Here is a 16,238-nt window from a genome sequence, read left to right on the forward strand (position 1 = left end):
TTTAATATTAGTTAATAAGGAGGATTCCAATGAACAAAGAATTAAGAGACTTATTTCATGATTATATAAATGATGCATCACAGGAAGATTTAGATGTATTAAAAGGGATATTACAGGGTATGCAAAAAAAGCAGAATCATGAAAACAATTCCTATCTGGGGGGAATATTTCAGATGGAGCAGACAGTTACAGAAGGTTTGTGCGAAATGACGATTCCATTAAGCCCGCTTTTGGACAATCCATTAGGAATTCTGCACGGGGGAATCACAGCGACATTAATTGATTCAGCTATGGGAACACTGGCTAACATGATGCTTCCTAAAGACCAAAGTGCTGTGACAACACAATTAAATATCCATTACCTTTCTGTCGGAAAAGGAGACTATATTAAATGTGCTGCCAGAATTGATCATAAAGGTGCTAAAACCATGGTTCTTTCAGCAGATGTTATTAGGTCTGATGGAAAAAAGATTGCCCAAGCTACCGGAAGCTTCTTTATCGTTTCGAAAAAATAAAAGAGCTTGTACCTCATACAAGCTCCCTTTTTATTCCTTCGACTTTTCAATGAAACTTTGCGTATAATGCTTTTTGTATACTCCAACCCCTAAGTGGGTAAATTCATCGCTTAACAGACTCTCCCGGTGTCCCTTGCTATTGAGCCATCCCTCTACAACAGCGGGGGCATCAGTATAATTGGCTGCAATATTCTCGCCTGCAGCCTCATAAACAACCTCTGCTGCGTCTAGCCGATCGGCTAATTCTCCAAATTCCTTAGAAGTATGAGAAAAATCCCCGCTTTCATACATATCCTTGCTGTGAGCAAAAGCAGCATCTGAGGCTTTTTCATCCCATTCTAATGGCTGTAAGTCATTATTAACCCGAAAAACATTTGTTATTTCAAATATTTGTTTCTCAATGCTTCTTTCAACTTGCTCCTCAAAGATAGGTTCAACGGCAGCTTCTGCAGGCTCTTCACCTCGATAAACCATTTCATATGGATGCTGATTAATCAATGTCTCCGTATCTAATAGGCGAATGCCTGATAATGTACCATTAAATTTGTCGAAATACAGCTGAGCAAAAAAGTCACCGATACGGACAAGCGGCCGAGTATTTAAATCATCCTCTGAAAGTTCAAACTGATAGGAGCTATCTTGATAATTAATGCTTATTGCAGGCTCGAAGATCGTTAATGAATATAGATCTGATATGGATTGGCCTATTTGAAAAGGAGGAATCTGCACATCACTCCCAGTTGCATAGATGGTAACAACTTTATTTCCTTTTATCCCTATCTGGGTATAATTATAATAATTTATTGGATAAATCCACCAATCGAATCCATATAAAGAAGGGTCTTTCCTTTCAGGCTCACCAAAAAGCTTGATGATTTCATTTTTACTTTTGCCAATTAAGCTAATAAGCCCTTCTTTCGGGGGCTTAATGTATGGCATGTCGAAAGACTCGGATTCATCAAAGGTATGTTCATTTGTGGATTCAATGTTCGTCTCATTAACTAATATGTCATCATTTTTTTTTGGGCCAATATTAAAATAAAACCCTACAGCAAGTAAAATGGATATGATGATTAATATTCGAATAATACTGCGCAGAAGTCTGCCTCCTTTCATATTTTCTGTATATTTTATAATAATAGTATAACATCAATAACATTCATTATCATACAAGAACTGAAAATTCTAATTTTACTTTACAACATATTTACATTTAAACAAATAAAAACACCCTGGGGTGTTTTTATCGTTGGATAATAATAATCGTCCAATAGTGGCCATGCAGACCACCTTTGGCATGGCCGATTCCTATGTGTGTGGCTTTTCTGTCTAAGATGTTGGCTAAATTAGCAGAAGAGTTTTTCCAGGAAGCAAATATTTCTTCTGCTGTTATGTGTCCGGCTCCAATATTTTCTTTAACATGGATAAAGGTAATGTTTTGAGCTTTCAGCATACTTTCTGGATTCCCATAAGAAGGTGAATAGTGTGAGATGTATTCTCTTTTCATCATATCCGTTGATTTTAAAAATGCTGCTTTCGACAGCAAGTGATCAGATTTTAATGGCGGCAAGCCGGAATCCCTTCTTAATGAATTGGTTAGGGTAAGCAATTTATTCTCTTCATTAGATAAGGATTTTTCGTCATTACTGCCTTTTGTGCCATTTGGAAGATAAATTTTTTGTCCTGGGAAGATCATATTCGGGTTTTTAAGCTGTGGATTTCTTTTAATAACCATCTTTATATTTATATGATTTTCAAGTGCAATTTCCCACAGAGTGTCACCTTCCTTAACTATGTATACTGTATCGGCAAACACACCTTTGGCAAAGGAAAAGAAAAGTGTTAGGCAAATTATATTTAAACACAACTTTTTCATATAAGAGCAGCCCCTCCATCTCATAGATAGGTTTAGAATTATGACTGTTTTTTATGTATCCGTTGCATATTAAACGTTTTTCATCTATTATAGATTTGGAGTCAGTTTGTGATATCATTATTGCTGTGTTCGCAGTGATTGACTGTAATAGGAGGGACAGAAATGCAATTTAAAAATACGGGGATCGAACAAAAGAAAGTTGCCATTGTTCAATTAGATGAAGTAATGGAATCACATGGTTTAATTCGTGCAGGACAATGGGATTATGAAAGAGTTACATACGACAAAAAAATTGTAATAAAAGAAGGTACTTATTATTTACGTGTCTTCGGCCAATCTGTTGCAGGCGATGTAGATACTATGAAAGCTGTCATTCAGCTTATGACACCTGCTCTTGGCAAGTATTATTATCCGCATGGTGTAGAATTTGGCGAAGACGAGGTCTTCCCTAAATCTCTAGTTAGCCAATGTGAAAAAATCTTAAATGACATTAATAGTGAATTAGAGAAATTTGCTAAATAATGTTTATACACAAAAAGGACGCAATTATATGCGTCCTTTTTATCATTTTAAAAACCTAAAATAGCCTTTATAAGCGAAGTTGTCTCCCCGCCATGAAAAAAAACATATAAAAGAAGATAGACAACTAAACCGGTAAGAGCTGAGAAAAACCAGATAATGCTAGTAATTGGGCCGAGTTTCTTATGTATCTTTAGATTGTTTTTAAAACCTGTAGTCAGACTGACAACACCAAAAACAGCGCCGATTGTAGCAAGAGTAATATGGAAGACTAAGAAAACCGTATAATAAATCTTATATTCATCTGGTCCCCCAAATGCGGTATTTCCTAAAAACACCGTCCTGCTCGCATAAATAACAAAGAAAACAAGGGCGAACACACCCGCAAGCATCATTGTCTTTTTATGGGATTCAATTTTCCTCTGAGAAATTTGCCGCCATCCGATGGCAACGGTTATGGCACTTAAAACAATAAAGGTTGTGCTTATAGTCGGTAAAATTGGTAACATACTATCTCCCTCTACAGATATCTTTTTATATAATCCCCATTATATATGTACATAAAATATCCAAAACAAAAATAAAGACTTTCCCATAAAAAATTAAATGAATCATTCTTATGAGAAAGCCAGTTATTTCTTACTCGATTGGCTGTGGATTTAGCCTTTCATTCATATCTGGTTCTAATTCCTGCTCTTTTCTATACCATTCGAAGAATGCCTTGGCAAGCACAATCGCATACACGATCTCTTGAATGATCTTCATGACAATACCGCCAAATTGCTGGTCAGCAGCTAATGTGAATGGACTGAACATTTCCGGACCGCTTAGGGTTAATCCTGCTAATGTCGATTGAGGTACACAGAGCTCCAATGATTTTGCCCATAATTCCGGATCTGAATAGGTAGCGTAAACAGGTCTGTCTGTAAAAATGAGCAAACCGCAGGCTGGCAATAACAAAGCACTTCCTGCAAAAATATAGGCTATTTTCTTCAAGCCATTTAACCCTTTTTCATCTTTTAAAGGATTCAATAATGGCCACCAGAAGAAAATTGCTAGAATAAATAATACACTTGTATATATTGCATGCGACCAAATATTGGTTTTAACTAAATCAAATATGATGGGAAGATGATAGACGGAAAAAACACCATTAAATAAAAGCAATGCAACAATTGGATTCGTAAAAAGATTGAACACAGCTTTAATGGATGATTTCTTTAAAAGAGCTCTCCAAATCCATTGTGGTATTCCCACTATAATAAATTGAGGAATAACCAGGCAAAGGAAAGCCATCTGGATCATATGTGCATAAAACATAAGATGACCCATCAAATCAATCGGAGATCCTTTTATAATGTATAAGAGGAGAATACCAAACGTAAAATTAAATCCCTGCAATTTGGTTAATGGTTCGCTTTGCGGAAACTTTTTTCTGTATTTTACGGTAATAAGAAAATAAGCAATCAAGACTAAGGCTGTAAAGACAAGGAAATATGGGCTCCATAATGCACGAAAACCAAATATTTTTAATGCCACTGCATAATCACCCCTTATTAATTGACGAAAATGAATGTACAAAGTCAAATAGAATAATGATAAAACCTACATTTATCTTAACACAAAGTGTTTCGTGCAGAAAACTTCAAGAATATTATCATTATTCCGACTACATAAAAAGAAACCGGCTAAAAGCCGATTTCCTCTTATTACCACCAAACAATTGTCATATAAGTTAACACAGTAAGAAAAGCAACTAACATCCCAGAGAACATAAACATTTTTGGTGCTTCATGTCCCTCGTTTGCCATGTGCATGAAATAATAAAGCTGAAAGATTACTTGAACACAAGCAAGAATTAAAATAAACGGGACTACAAACCAGCCAGAGAAACCCTCATAACCTACGGCCACAAAAGCAATAAGCGTTAGGAAAATCATTAGGGCAAATGAGATAATCTGATGTCTCATTTCCTCGGCATTTTTCTTTCTGCGATATTCAATGTCTGCTTTAGGGTTACCTGAGTTTAATTGTTCATTTGTCATCAGTTTATCCCACCATTCCCACTAAATATACAACCGTAAAGATAAATACCCATACAACGTCAATAAAGTGCCAGTAAAGACTTGCAGTATAATATTTTGGTGCGTTGTAAAGGTTTAATCCGCGTTTGCTGTTGCGGATAATTAGTGCAATAATCCAGCCTAATCCGAAAGCAACGTGCCCTCCATGGAATCCTACTAATGTATAGAAAGCTGAACCAAATGCACTGCTTGTAAATGTATGCTCAAATTCATGTACATAATGGTTGAATTCATAAATCTCTAAACCTAAGAAGGCTAAACCTAGAATTACTGTAATTCCAAGCCAAAGCTGCATTTTCTTAAATTCAAAGTTCTTCATATGGTACATTGCATACACACTTGTTAATGAACTTGTTAAAAGGATCATAGTCATTGCAAAAGCAAGAGGAATTTCAAATAAATCCTTCGCTAATGCCATATCGCTCTTTGGAACAGAGTCCTTAAGTGCAATATAAGTTGCAAAGAGAGAGGCGAAAAGAACTGTCTCTCCCCCTAAGAATAGCCAGAACCCAACAAATTTATTTTTAGCCTCAAGGGTTTGTCTTTCAGGCGAAGCAGGCCATTTTTCTAATGTCATTTTTTCTTCAGCGTGCATTATGCCCTAACCCCCTTGTCTTCATCATCAATCAATTCTTCTTTATGAATATGGTATCCATGATCATCTTTAAGTGATCGTGTTAGCATTGAACCAAATGTGATAACAAGACCTGCAATCAGTACAGGTAAACCCCAAGTATTGCCTTGGTCTCCATGATGCATCGCACCAAATGCTGCGATGAAAAGACCTAAAGAAATCATGAATGGAATAAAGGAATTGTTTGGCATGTGGATATCTCCAAGCGGTTCAGCCGGAACCAATTCTTTTCTTCCTTCCATTTTTTCAATCCAGTAAGTGTCAATACCGCGAACAAGCGGAAGCTGTTTAAAGTTATAGAATGGCGGCGGTGATGGAATACCCCACTCGATTGTACGTCCGTCGCCCCATGGGTCATTTCCAACTTTTTCATTCTTAACAGCTGTAATAACAACGTTAAGTAAGAAAACAATTGTTCCTGCACCCATTAAGAAAGCACCAATTGAACTGATGAAGTTACCAGTTTCTAATCCTTGACCAGGCAAGAATGTAAAAATACGGCGCGGCATTCCCCATAAGCCTAGAAAATGCTGAATGAAGAATGTCATATGGAAACCAACAAAGAACAGAACAAAAGTAATTTTACCAAGAGTCTCATTTAGCATTTGGCCAAACATTTTTGGCCACCATAGATGTGCACCAGCAAATAGTGCAAATACAACACCGCCGACGATAACATAGTGGAAGTGTGCAATTACGAAATAAGTATCATGATACTGGAAGTCCTGGGAAGCAGATCCAAGCATAACTCCTGTAACCCCACCCATAATAAATGATGGAATGAAGGCAATCGCCCAAAGCATTGGAGTTGTTAACTTAATACTTCCGCCCCACATCGTAAATAGCCAGTTAAATATTTTTATACCAGTTGGTACGGCAATTGCCATGGTTGAAACTGAGAAAATAGCGTTCGCAACTGGACCAAGACCCGTTGTAAACATATGGTGAGCCCATACCATGAATCCTAAAAATGCGATAAGTACAGTAGCAAATACCATGGATGAGTATCCAAATAGACGCTTTCTTGAGAAAATAGCAAAGATTTCTGAGAAAATACCGAATGCCGGCAAGATTAAAATATAAACTTCCGGGTGTCCGAAGATCCAGAAGAAGTGTTCCCAAATAATTGTGTTTCCACCCATTGCTGCATCAAAGAAGTTTGCACCGAACATACGGTCAAAAGTCATTAAGAAAAGTGCCACAGTTAACGGAGGGAATGCGAATAAGATCATCGCAGACGCTACAAATGTTGTCCAGCTGAACAATGGCATACGCATATAGGTCATACCAGGAGCACGCATGTTAATGATCGTAACAAGGAAGTTTATCCCCCCCATTAGCGTACCAAAACCGGATATCTGAAGGCCTAGCGCATAGAAATCAATTCCGTGTCCTTCCTGTGCAATAGACAATGAAGCATAAGAAGTCCACCCTGCGTTTGGAGCTCCTCCCATAAACCATGAAAGGTTAAGGAATACTCCGCCGAAAAAGAACAGCCAAAAACCTAAACTGTTAAGGAATGGGAACGCAACGTCACGCGCTCCGATTTGCAGCGGCATAACCGCATTCATAAATCCTAATAGCAGCGGCATCGCGGCTAAGAATATCATTGTTGTACCGTGCATCGTAATTACTTCATTAAATAATCCTGCACTGACAAAATCATTATTTGGTTTAAGAAGCTGGATACGGATAATTAGGGCTTCGATACCACCCACGATAAAGAAGAAACCGCCAGCTATTAAATAAAGGTGTGCAATTTTCTTATGGTCAACTGTTGTTAGATATTCCCATAAGACTGCACCAAACCCTTTTTTCTGAGCCATGGTACTCACAATTTAACCTCCTTATGAATATATCTTATTCACCCTGAACTTTTAAGCCCATTAAATATGCTGTTAAAGCATCTAACTGTTCCGGAGTTAATTCACCATATGTTCCAGACATTTTATTTCCAGGCTTAATTGTTTCAGGATCAGCTAGCCATTTCTTTACGTTTTCTTCTGTATGATCAAGAATACCTGCAACTTTCTCACGTTCTCCAAAAGTTGTTAAGTTTGGAGCTAAACGTGCTGCCTCAGGAGTAGTGTTTGCTGGTGTTACAGCATGACATCCGATACAGCTTTGATTAAAGATTTCTTGACCTTGCTGTGCTAATGGCTCAGTTGCCTGTACAGGTTCTTTTACAGCCTGCATATTGCCTACCCACTGATCAAATTCAGCACGCGGAATAGCCTTTACCTTAAAATCCATTAGGGCGTGGGATGGTCCGCAAAGCTCAGCACATTTACCATAGAAGATATTGTTTACATCATCAGCTTTTTCACTATCAAATTTAAGCCACATTCTATTCGTATTTTCAGTGTTTGTATCCATCTTTCCTCCAACAGCTGGAATCCAGAATGAATGCTTAACATCTGATGCAATTAGATTAAAATATACCTTTTCGTCTGTTGGAACCACAAGGTCCTGGCTCGTGAGGATACCTTCATTTGGATATTCAAACTCCCACCAATAAAGATTCGCACGAACATTAACTACAAGTGCATCCGTTTTTCCTTCTTCATTCTTTTTATCCATTGCTTTAACATCAGCTAGATCAAAAAGCTGAATAACAGTTGGAATTGCAAAAACTAGTACAAGAAGAATCGGAATAACTGTCCAGATAATTTCCAAAGTGTGACTTCCCTCAACTTGCTTAGGGATTTTATCATCTTTGCGGCGAAACTTCACCAAAACAATAACAAAGATTATTCCTACAACTGCCATTACCCCAAACATAATCCAAGTCGTAAAGACCATAAGATCATATTGCTTCTGTGCAACCTCACCCGCAGGCTGTAGTGTAGACAAGTAAGGATGTCCGCTGCAAGCTGAAAGAATGAGCGCCGCAAATGCCAGCAATGAGGCAAGACGCCATTTCGCAAACCTTTTCATTACTTCATCAAACCCCTCTTTCGTAAATTTCTTGTAAATGGTAACGAAAAAATTATGAATAAATTCTTTCATAAAAACTTAGGAAAGAATTTCCTAACAATATATAATTAATCACTGCTCATGAAGAAACCGGTTATCTCTAGTGCAGATTCCAGTATGTATATTGCACGGGTAATAAGTGAATAGCTTTTCTAATATAAATTAGCCCATTTCTTCATTTTTTTATATAAGTGTGATAATTACCATAGCTACAAACATGATAGTCAGATATTGTAATGAGTATACAAACATTAAAGTAGCCCATTTTATATCATTGTTAAATTTTTTTGCATATATTCCCATACCTACCCATCCAATATTTAACAGTGAAGCAAGAATCAGAAATGGAAGCCCTAATTCAGGAAGCAGGAATGGCAAAGGAAACAATGCCGCTATCCAAAGGTTGATGGATAATTTCGTTCTCTTAAATCCTTTAACTACCGGAAGCATCGGCACATTTGCCGCACGGTACTCTTCTGCCCTTCTCATTGCGAGAGCATAGAAATGAGGGGGCTGCCAGGCAAACATGATCAAAAAAAGGCCCCATGCCATTATATCTAAATTGGGGTCAATAGCCGACCAGCCAATCAGAGGAGGAACAGCTCCGGAAACACTTCCAATAATTGTATTTGAGACAAGCTTTCGCTTGGACCAAATCGTATAAAGAACAATATAGCTGAACACGCCAATAATCCCGATGATTACAGCTGTTACACTTGTAAGCATTAACAGCAGCGAACCGCCAGCAATAAATATAAAGCTCAGCAGTGCGACTCTTGCGGGAGTAAATTTACCTGTTACAGTAGGTCTGTTTTTTGTTCTTTCCATTAAAGGATCTATGTCCCTGTCAATGTAGTTATTGAGCGCACAGGAACCTGCGATGATTAAGGAAGATCCAATTAATGTATAAAAAACAAGATCAAGATTCCCTAGAAAGCTTTTGCCAGTAAAATGCAATGCAAGCCAAAGCCCTGTAAAAGTTGTTATTAAATTGGAATTAACTATTCCTATCTTAATTAACGCCAGAAATTCTTTCCAAACCGATGTTCTAGTCACATGATTTTGCAGGCTTTGTTCACTGTTATCTATTGCAGGGTCGACAAAAGCCCTCGAGTCAGACATCTCTTATCCTCCTTTATCTCTTATTACAAATATATGCCATGATATTACCATTAATATAAATCATTCTGGTTCACATTACCATATTTGTAATAAAAAACGAAGGGTACAATGGTTTTCTACTATTGTTATTGTAAAAATAATATTAACTGCGTATGTAGAAAATCAACCTTCCCTCTGTATATTAAATCACACTTTTATGTTTTTTTGTGACCAATTTTAGAATAAAATATGAATAATTTGTGTCAAAATTTATTTTTTGTTAAATATCACTTGTTTTTCTGCAATAATATGTTTAAGACCAAATAAACTCGGAAAAATTCTTTGTCTTATTCCAAAATGATCATTCATATATCATTTCTATTTATAGCATTTTATGAGGAAACTGCCAAACCCTTTTTTACTATTAAAAGAGTAAAAATGATACATTCTATGTAAAATGTCTTTTTATAGCAGGATGAAAAGCTGCTGCTAAATTTTATATCTGTTCATTTCCGAGTTTTTTCGCTATGATGGTACTTGAGTCTTTTCGTCACAAAATCAACTGAGCATTACATAAAAAATTTGAACACTACTAAAGAAGGTGAAATATCTTGCAGCGATCGTTAAAATGGTTAGCCGTATTAACTACAATCGGCATGCTGTTCGTTTTGCTGGGAGGAGCACTCGTAACAAAAACGGACTCTGGAATGGGCTGTGGAAGATCTTGGCCGCTTTGCAATGGTGAATTGCTTCCATCCGATATTACCCCTGAGCTTATTATTGAGCTTGCCCACCGGGTCGTGTCCGGTGCTGTTGGTTTTATGGTTCTAATTCTTTCTATTTGGACATGGCGCGCAATTGGGCATATCCGTGAAACTAAATTCCTTGCTGTTACCTCTTTTTTATTTCTTTTACTGCAGGGTTTAATTGGAGCTGCCGCTGTTATGTGGGGGCAATCTGATTTTGTGCTTGCCTTGCATTTTGGAATATCCCTAATTTCATTCGCAACCGTCCTTCTCCTTACTTTACTGATTTTTGAGGTGGACAAGAAATTTGATACTGAAAATATCATTTTAGATAAGCGAATGAAAAAACACATCATTGGGGTTTCCATCTACAGCTACATTGTCGTCTATACAGGCGCACTTGTTCGTCATGCAAATGCTAGCCTTGTTTGCCGGGACTGGCCAATGTGCACTAATGGAGTATTTGTTTTGCCAGAGAATATGTATGAATGGGTGCAGATGGGACATAGAGCTGCTGCCGGCCTGATTTTTATCTGGATTGCCTACATTACTGTTCTTGCGATTAAGCATTATAAAGAACAAAAGGTGATCTACTGGGGATGGATTATTTCTTTGATCCTTGTATGCCTGCAGGTCACTGCAGGTGCACTTGTAGTCGTTTCAAGGCTTAACATCTACATTGCTCTTGCCCATGCATTTTTTATTTCTTGCTTGTTTGGGGTTCTTAGCTACTTTATATTAATGGTAACCAGAAGCAGGGTCAACGAGCGTGCTTTACTGGCACAAAAACAGGAAAGTACTGAAAAAAAGTCAGTTTCAACACCGCCGGTCACCGTTCAATAAAAAAAGCTGCAGCAAATGCTGCAGCTTTTTTATTTATTTACTTTGTTAAATTTAGCCGTTGATTTCCGCTCCAATCAACTAAGCGGTTAAAATCAACATTAAGCTTTAATATAGCCTATTTATTTGCTGATTTCAATTAGCAGATCTCCTGTTTGGATCGCCTCTCCATTAACAGCATAGATATCTTTTACAATTCCAGAGAAAGGAGCCTGAACCGTTGTTTCCATCTTCATGGCTTCGGTAATCATTAAATGATCCCCTTTTTCAACCTTTTCCCCTTTTTCAACTAGTACCTTAATAACGGTTCCAGGCATTGATGCGCCAATATGCGATTCATTATGCGGATCTGCCTTCACACGTGATACTACTTTTGATTTAATGCTTTCATCCTTGATGATAATTTCACGCTGCTGTCCATTGAGCTCGAAATAGACGATTCTTGTTCCATCAGGATGAGGCTGACCAATCGAAACAAGCTTCACAATTAGTGTCTTTCCTGTTTCAATTTCTATTTCAATTTCTTCCCCAAGTCTCATGCCAAATAGAAACGTCGGTGTATCAAGTACAGAAACATCACCAAATTGGTCAACTGTTTTTCTGTAATCGATAAAAACTTTTGGATAGAGGGCATAGGCTAATTTATCAAAGCTGGTTGCTTTAATGCCAAGTTCAGCGGAAAGCTTCTTGCCTATTTCCTCAAAATTAACATCCTGCAGTAATTCCCCAGGTCTTACAGTAATCGGCTGTCTATCTTTCAGAATGACCTTTTGAAGCTCCTTAGGGAAACCTCCATAAGGCTGTCCCAGATACCCTTCAAATAATTCTACGACAGAGTCTGGGAAATCAAGCGAATCGCCTTTTGCCAATACATCCTCTTCGGTAAGCTGGTTTTGAACCATATAAAGAGCCATATCACCAACGACTTTAGATGATGGAGTTACTTTAACAATATCTCCAAACATTTGATTGACACGGGAATACATTTCCTTCACTTCATCCCATTTGTCACCAAGGCCGACTCCCTTTGCCTGCTGCTGCAGATTGCTGTACTGGCCGCCAGGCATTTCATGCTGATAAATTTCTGAATGAGGAGCAATCATGCCGCTTTCAAAGTCTGCATAATATTTACGGACATCTTCCCAATAATGACTTAACTGTTCCAAAGCATCGATATTCAAATTCGGCTTACGCTCTGTGCCTTCTAAGGCATAGTAAAGGGAATTCGCACTTGGCTGTGATGTTAAACCAGCCATAGAGCTTAAGGCTACATCGACAATATCAACACCAGCTTCAATAGCTTTTGCATAGGTGAAGATACCGTTTCCGCTCGTATCATGTGTATGAAGATGAATCGGAATATTAACAGATTCCTTAAGCTCCGAAATTAGACGATAAGCAGATTGCGGCTTAAGCAGCCCAGCCATATCCTTTATGCCTAAAATGTGTGCACCCTGATTTTCTAGTTCTTTCGCCAGATTCTTATAGTAGTTGATATCATATTTTGTTTTCAGCGGATTGGATATATCCCCAGTATAACAAATAGCAGCTTCAGCAATTTTTCCAGTATTTCTTACTGCGTCAATGGCCACTTCCATTCCCTTTACCCAGTTCAGGCTATCGAAGATTCTAAATACATCGATTCCAGCATGTGCAGATTTATCTACAAACTCACGAATGACATTATCTGGATAGTTCTTGTAGCCAACGGCATTTGATGCTCTTAAAAGCATTTGGAAAAGAACGTTGGGCATTTTTTCTCTTAATGTCAGCAGTCTTTGCCATGGATCCTCTTTCAAGAAGCGGTATGCAACATCAAAAGTTGCGCCTCCCCACATTTCAAATGAGAACATTTCCGGCAATAACTTGGCAGTAGGTTCAGCAATCTGCTTGATATCATGTGTTCTGATTCTGGTAGCCAGCAATGACTGGTGAGCATCACGGAAAGTCGTATCCGTTAAAAGAACTTCATTTTGCTCTTTAATCCATTTGATTAAACCTTCAGGGCCGTTTTTATCCAAAATTTGCTTTGTTCCATCCTTATATTCACTAGTTAGCTTGTTTTTTGGAATTCTAGGCTTATCGAACACTGGTCTCTTTTTCTTTTCAATACCAGGGAATCCATTAACCGTTACATTTCCAATATAGTTAAGCATTTTGGTTCCGCGATCTTTAGGTACTGGGAAAACAAATAATTCTGGTGTCTGGTCGATAAATGACGTATCATATTCACCTTTAATGAACTTTTCATGCCTTACTACATTTTCAAGGAATGGAATATTTGTTTTAATCCCGCGAATCCGGAACTCCTGAAGATTCCGCACCATTTTAGCTGCAGCCTGCTCGAATGTCATTGCATGGGTTGATAATTTAACAAGCAATGAATCATAATATGGCGTAATAACCGCTCCCTGGAACCCGTTTCCGGCATCAAGACGGACGCCAAAGCCGCCGCCTGAACGGTATGCCATTATTTTCCCTGTGTCAGGCATAAAATTATTAAGCGGATCTTCTGTTGTTACACGTGATTGGATAGCAAATCCGTATACACGAATTTGATCCTGAGGAGGAACACCTATTACATCACTGTGAAGGGCATGTCCCTCTGCTACAAGAATTTGTGTTTGAACAATATCTACACCTGTGACCATTTCAGTAATTGTATGTTCAACCTGAACCCTTGGGTTAACTTCAATGAAATAGAATTTATCCCCGGATACTAGGAATTCAACCGTACCTGCATTCAAATAATCAACATTTTTCATCAATCTGACTGCGGCTTCACAAATATCCTGCCGGAGCTGTTTAGATAGTGAAACACCTGGCGCCACTTCAACAACCTTTTGGTGTCTTCTTTGCACGGAACAGTCACGCTCATACAGGTGTACAATATTTCCGTGCTTGTCCCCAATAATTTGGACCTCAATATGCTTTGGTTTTTCGATGAATTTTTCAACATATACTTCATCACTGCCAAAAGCAGCTTTTGCTTCTGATTTAGCTCTTTCATATGCCTCTTTTATCTCTTCAAGGCTATTGACAATTCTCATGCCGCGGCCGCCGCCGCCAAGCGATGCTTTAATAATAATCGGGAAACCAACGTTTTTACCAAAGGAAACGACATCCTCTAATCCTTTAACAGGACCGTCACTTCCAGGAATAACAGGGATTTCAGCAAGCTGTGCCTGCGTTCTGGCTTTCACCTTATCACCAAACATATCAAGATGCCTGGATTCTGGACCTATAAAAATGATCCCTTCTTCTTCACAGCGTCTGGCAAAATGAATATTTTCTGAAAGGAAGCCATAACCTGGATGGATGGCATCCACTTCACTATTTTTGGCAATTTCTATAATACCTTCAATGTCTAAATAGGCATCAATCGGCTTTTTTCCTTCTCCAACCAGATATGCTTCGTCTGCCTTATATCTGTGGTAAGAACCTAAATCTTCTTTCGAGTAAATCGCAACAGTACGAATATTCAATTCCGTACATGCCCGGAATACCCGAATAGCAATTTCGCCTCTGTTTGCTACTAATACCTTGTTGATTCTACGGCTCAAGTGTAACACCCCATCTTTTCACTTTTATGATTTTTCTGCAAATTGATGATATGCTGCGGCCTTTTTAAGGTCCGCAAATAGATATTTTATTAAGGCCATTCAAATACTGAAAATACTGGCTTTAAAAGATTATAACAAATACAAAGAATTTTCTCTGCATTTATTGCCGAAAATTAATATTTCCTGATTGTTTTTGTACATTCTCGAGGCCTTCTTCCTTCTTCCCCTTATATTTCTGTTCGTAATTAACAAACATGGAAACATTAACAAGGATTCCCATTGAAAGGGCCAGCTGAAGCAGCGAAGACCCTCCATAGCTGATAAATGGAAGCGGAACGCCCGTAAGCGGGATCACACCGGATATACCGCCAAGATTAATAAAGGTTTGTATACCAATCATGCTTGAAATGCCAATAGCCAAAAGACTTCCAAAAGGGTCTTTGCATTTTAAACCAATATAAATGCCCCTCAGAACAATGTAGCCAAGTAAAAGAAGCACAAAACAAACCCCAAACAAGCCAAGCTCCTCAGCAATTACTGCCATAATGAAATCGGTATGGGCTTCAGGCAGATACCCAAGCTTCTGCACACTTTTTCCCAAACCAAGACCAGTGATTCCCCCTGAACCCAATGCAAGGTAGGAATTGACAAGCTGATAGCCAAATTCTGACCCAAAAGGATCCTGAAAGGCTTCAAATCTTCCCATTCTTATCGGAGAAAATATTTCCTTTCTTAAGAGAAGAATTACAGGAAGTGCCAATGCTCCGCCAATTAATCCAAGCCTTAAAATATGCTTATAGCTCATTCCTGAAGCAAAGATAATAGTTGAGGCAATGGCAAAAATGATTGCAGCTGTACCATAGTCCGGCTGAATGGCAATAAAAATGCAGGCAAGAGCTAAATAAGCAAGAGGCGGAACAACCCCTCTATTAAACTCATTTATGTACGACTGTTTTTTCGCGTAAACAGCAGATAGATAGATGATAACTGTGAGTTTAACAAATTCAGAGGGCTGCAGACTTCTGCTTCCAAGCTTAAACCAGCTCTGAGCATTGCCGGCAACATGTCCAAAGATAAACAGCGCAAAAAGCCCGGCAAGAGAAAAAATAACCATTGGCACAAGAATCTTATTGCTCAACATGGCTTTATAAGGAAATAGCGCCATGAATGCAAAGGCAATGGCCGCCATAATTAGGTGCAGCTTCTGTTTGTTATAGAAAAAATCACTTTCTACTTGGTTGATTTGCACAGCGGTTACCATACTGGCACTGTACACCATGATCAGTCCAAAGATAGACAATAGGAGAACTGCTAGCACTAAAGTGTAATCATATGATTTTAAAATTTTTTTAAACATCAGGCCCTCTTCCCTTATCTTCTGCTG

General features: G+C 38.3%; 14 protein-coding genes. 3 read left to right on the forward strand and 11 right to left on the reverse strand.

Annotation, left to right across the window (positions count from 1 at the left end):
* The first annotated feature begins 29 nt into the window (after window positions 1-29).
* Entirely contained in the window at window positions 30-515 is a 486-nt protein-coding gene (locus AC1Q59_RS07885) for a PaaI family thioesterase (protein ID WP_492365243.1), read from the forward strand.
* Window positions 516-545: 30 nt separating this feature from the next.
* On the opposite strand, the gene AC1Q59_RS07890 is transcribed toward AC1Q59_RS07885, so the two are convergent.
* Entirely contained in the window at window positions 546-1,631 is a 1,086-nt protein-coding gene (locus AC1Q59_RS07890; RefSeq protein WP_492365244.1) for a CAP domain-containing protein, read from the reverse strand.
* Window positions 1,632-1,758: 127 nt separating this feature from the next.
* Window positions 1,759-2,391, reverse strand: a complete 633-nt coding sequence (locus AC1Q59_RS07895; protein WP_492365245.1) for a CAP domain-containing protein — start codon at window positions 2,389-2,391, stop codon at window positions 1,759-1,761.
* Between the two features lie 162 nt (window positions 2,392-2,553).
* On the opposite strand from AC1Q59_RS07895, the gene AC1Q59_RS07900 reads away from it, so the two are divergent.
* On the forward strand, window positions 2,554-2,913 hold the full coding sequence (locus tag AC1Q59_RS07900) for a YugN family protein (protein ID WP_492365246.1): 360 nt from the start codon (window positions 2,554-2,556) through the stop codon (window positions 2,911-2,913).
* A gap of 47 nt (window positions 2,914-2,960) precedes the next feature.
* On the opposite strand, the gene AC1Q59_RS07905 is transcribed toward AC1Q59_RS07900, so the two are convergent.
* The 7 genes from AC1Q59_RS07905 to cyoE all read right to left on the reverse strand — a co-directional run bounded on the left by AC1Q59_RS07905 (window position 2,961) and on the right by cyoE (window position 9,726).
* Window positions 2,961-3,419 (reverse strand): DUF420 domain-containing protein, encoded by a 459-nt coding sequence (locus AC1Q59_RS07905; protein ID WP_492365247.1) that lies wholly within the window; start codon window positions 3,417-3,419, stop codon window positions 2,961-2,963.
* 130 nt (window positions 3,420-3,549) lie between these two features.
* A complete protein-coding gene (gene ctaG, locus AC1Q59_RS07910; protein ID WP_492365248.1) occupies window positions 3,550-4,449 on the reverse strand; it encodes a cytochrome c oxidase assembly factor CtaG in 900 nt (299 codons plus the stop codon).
* A gap of 170 nt (window positions 4,450-4,619) precedes the next feature.
* Window positions 4,620-4,955: a cytochrome c oxidase subunit IVB gene (gene ctaF / locus AC1Q59_RS07915; RefSeq protein WP_492365249.1), complete on the reverse strand. Its 336-nt coding sequence runs from the start codon at window positions 4,953-4,955 to the stop codon at window positions 4,620-4,622.
* 4 nt (window positions 4,956-4,959) lie between these two features.
* A complete protein-coding gene (locus AC1Q59_RS07920) occupies window positions 4,960-5,589 on the reverse strand; it encodes a cytochrome (ubi)quinol oxidase subunit III (protein WP_492365250.1) in 630 nt (209 codons plus the stop codon).
* Window positions 5,589-7,463 (reverse strand): cytochrome c oxidase subunit I, encoded by a 1,875-nt coding sequence (gene ctaD, locus AC1Q59_RS07925; protein WP_492365251.1) that lies wholly within the window; start codon window positions 7,461-7,463, stop codon window positions 5,589-5,591. Before ctaD ends, AC1Q59_RS07920 begins: the two co-directional genes overlap by 1 nt.
* A gap of 25 nt (window positions 7,464-7,488) precedes the next feature.
* The gene (gene coxB / locus AC1Q59_RS07930; RefSeq protein WP_492365252.1) at window positions 7,489-8,565 is read right to left on the reverse strand and encodes a cytochrome c oxidase subunit II; all 1,077 of its coding nucleotides are present in this window, start codon (window positions 8,563-8,565) and stop codon (window positions 7,489-7,491) included.
* 222 nt (window positions 8,566-8,787) lie between these two features.
* The gene (cyoE, locus tag AC1Q59_RS07935; protein ID WP_492365253.1) at window positions 8,788-9,726 is read right to left on the reverse strand and encodes a heme o synthase; all 939 of its coding nucleotides are present in this window, start codon (window positions 9,724-9,726) and stop codon (window positions 8,788-8,790) included.
* A gap of 590 nt (window positions 9,727-10,316) precedes the next feature.
* On the opposite strand from cyoE, the gene AC1Q59_RS07940 reads away from it, so the two are divergent.
* Window positions 10,317-11,294 (forward strand): COX15/CtaA family protein, encoded by a 978-nt coding sequence (locus AC1Q59_RS07940; RefSeq protein WP_492365254.1) that lies wholly within the window; start codon window positions 10,317-10,319, stop codon window positions 11,292-11,294.
* Between the two features lie 119 nt (window positions 11,295-11,413).
* Here AC1Q59_RS07940 and pyc read toward each other — a convergent pair whose 3' ends face one another.
* Together pyc and AC1Q59_RS07950 are read right to left on the reverse strand one after the other, a co-directional pair.
* Complete coding sequence (gene pyc / locus AC1Q59_RS07945; RefSeq protein ID WP_492365255.1) at window positions 11,414-14,854, reverse strand: pyruvate carboxylase; 3,441 nt, start codon at window positions 14,852-14,854, stop codon at window positions 11,414-11,416.
* Window positions 14,855-15,014: 160 nt separating this feature from the next.
* Window positions 15,015-16,211 carry an FtsW/RodA/SpoVE family cell cycle protein gene (locus AC1Q59_RS07950; protein ID WP_492365256.1) on the reverse strand — a complete coding sequence of 399 codons (1,197 nt, stop codon included), beginning with the start codon at window positions 16,209-16,211 and terminating at the stop codon, window positions 15,015-15,017.
* Window positions 16,212-16,238: the final 27 nt, after the last annotated feature.

Source organism: Cytobacillus sp. MT66 (assembly GCF_058792595.1).

Coding starts and splice junctions, on each gene's coding strand:
- AC1Q59_RS07885 (WP_492365243.1), top strand. CDS start 30: ATGAACAAAGAATTAAGAGACTTATTTCATGATTATATAAATGATGCA.
- AC1Q59_RS07890 (WP_492365244.1), bottom strand. CDS start 1,631: ATGAAAGGAGGCAGACTTCTGCGCAGTATTATTCGAATATTAATCATC.
- AC1Q59_RS07895 (WP_492365245.1), bottom strand. CDS start 2,391: ATGAAAAAGTTGTGTTTAAATATAATTTGCCTAACACTTTTCTTTTCC.
- AC1Q59_RS07900 (WP_492365246.1), top strand. CDS start 2,554: ATGCAATTTAAAAATACGGGGATCGAACAAAAGAAAGTTGCCATTGTT.
- AC1Q59_RS07905 (WP_492365247.1), bottom strand. CDS start 3,419: ATGTTACCAATTTTACCGACTATAAGCACAACCTTTATTGTTTTAAGT.
- ctaF (WP_492365249.1), bottom strand. CDS start 4,955: ATGACAAATGAACAATTAAACTCAGGTAACCCTAAAGCAGACATTGAA.
- AC1Q59_RS07920 (WP_492365250.1), bottom strand. CDS start 5,589: ATGCACGCTGAAGAAAAAATGACATTAGAAAAATGGCCTGCTTCGCCT.
- coxB (WP_492365252.1), bottom strand. CDS start 8,565: ATGAAAAGGTTTGCGAAATGGCGTCTTGCCTCATTGCTGGCATTTGCG.
- cyoE (WP_492365253.1), bottom strand. CDS start 9,726: ATGTCTGACTCGAGGGCTTTTGTCGACCCTGCAATAGATAACAGTGAA.
- AC1Q59_RS07950 (WP_492365256.1), bottom strand. CDS start 16,211: ATGTTTAAAAAAATTTTAAAATCATATGATTACACTTTAGTGCTAGCA.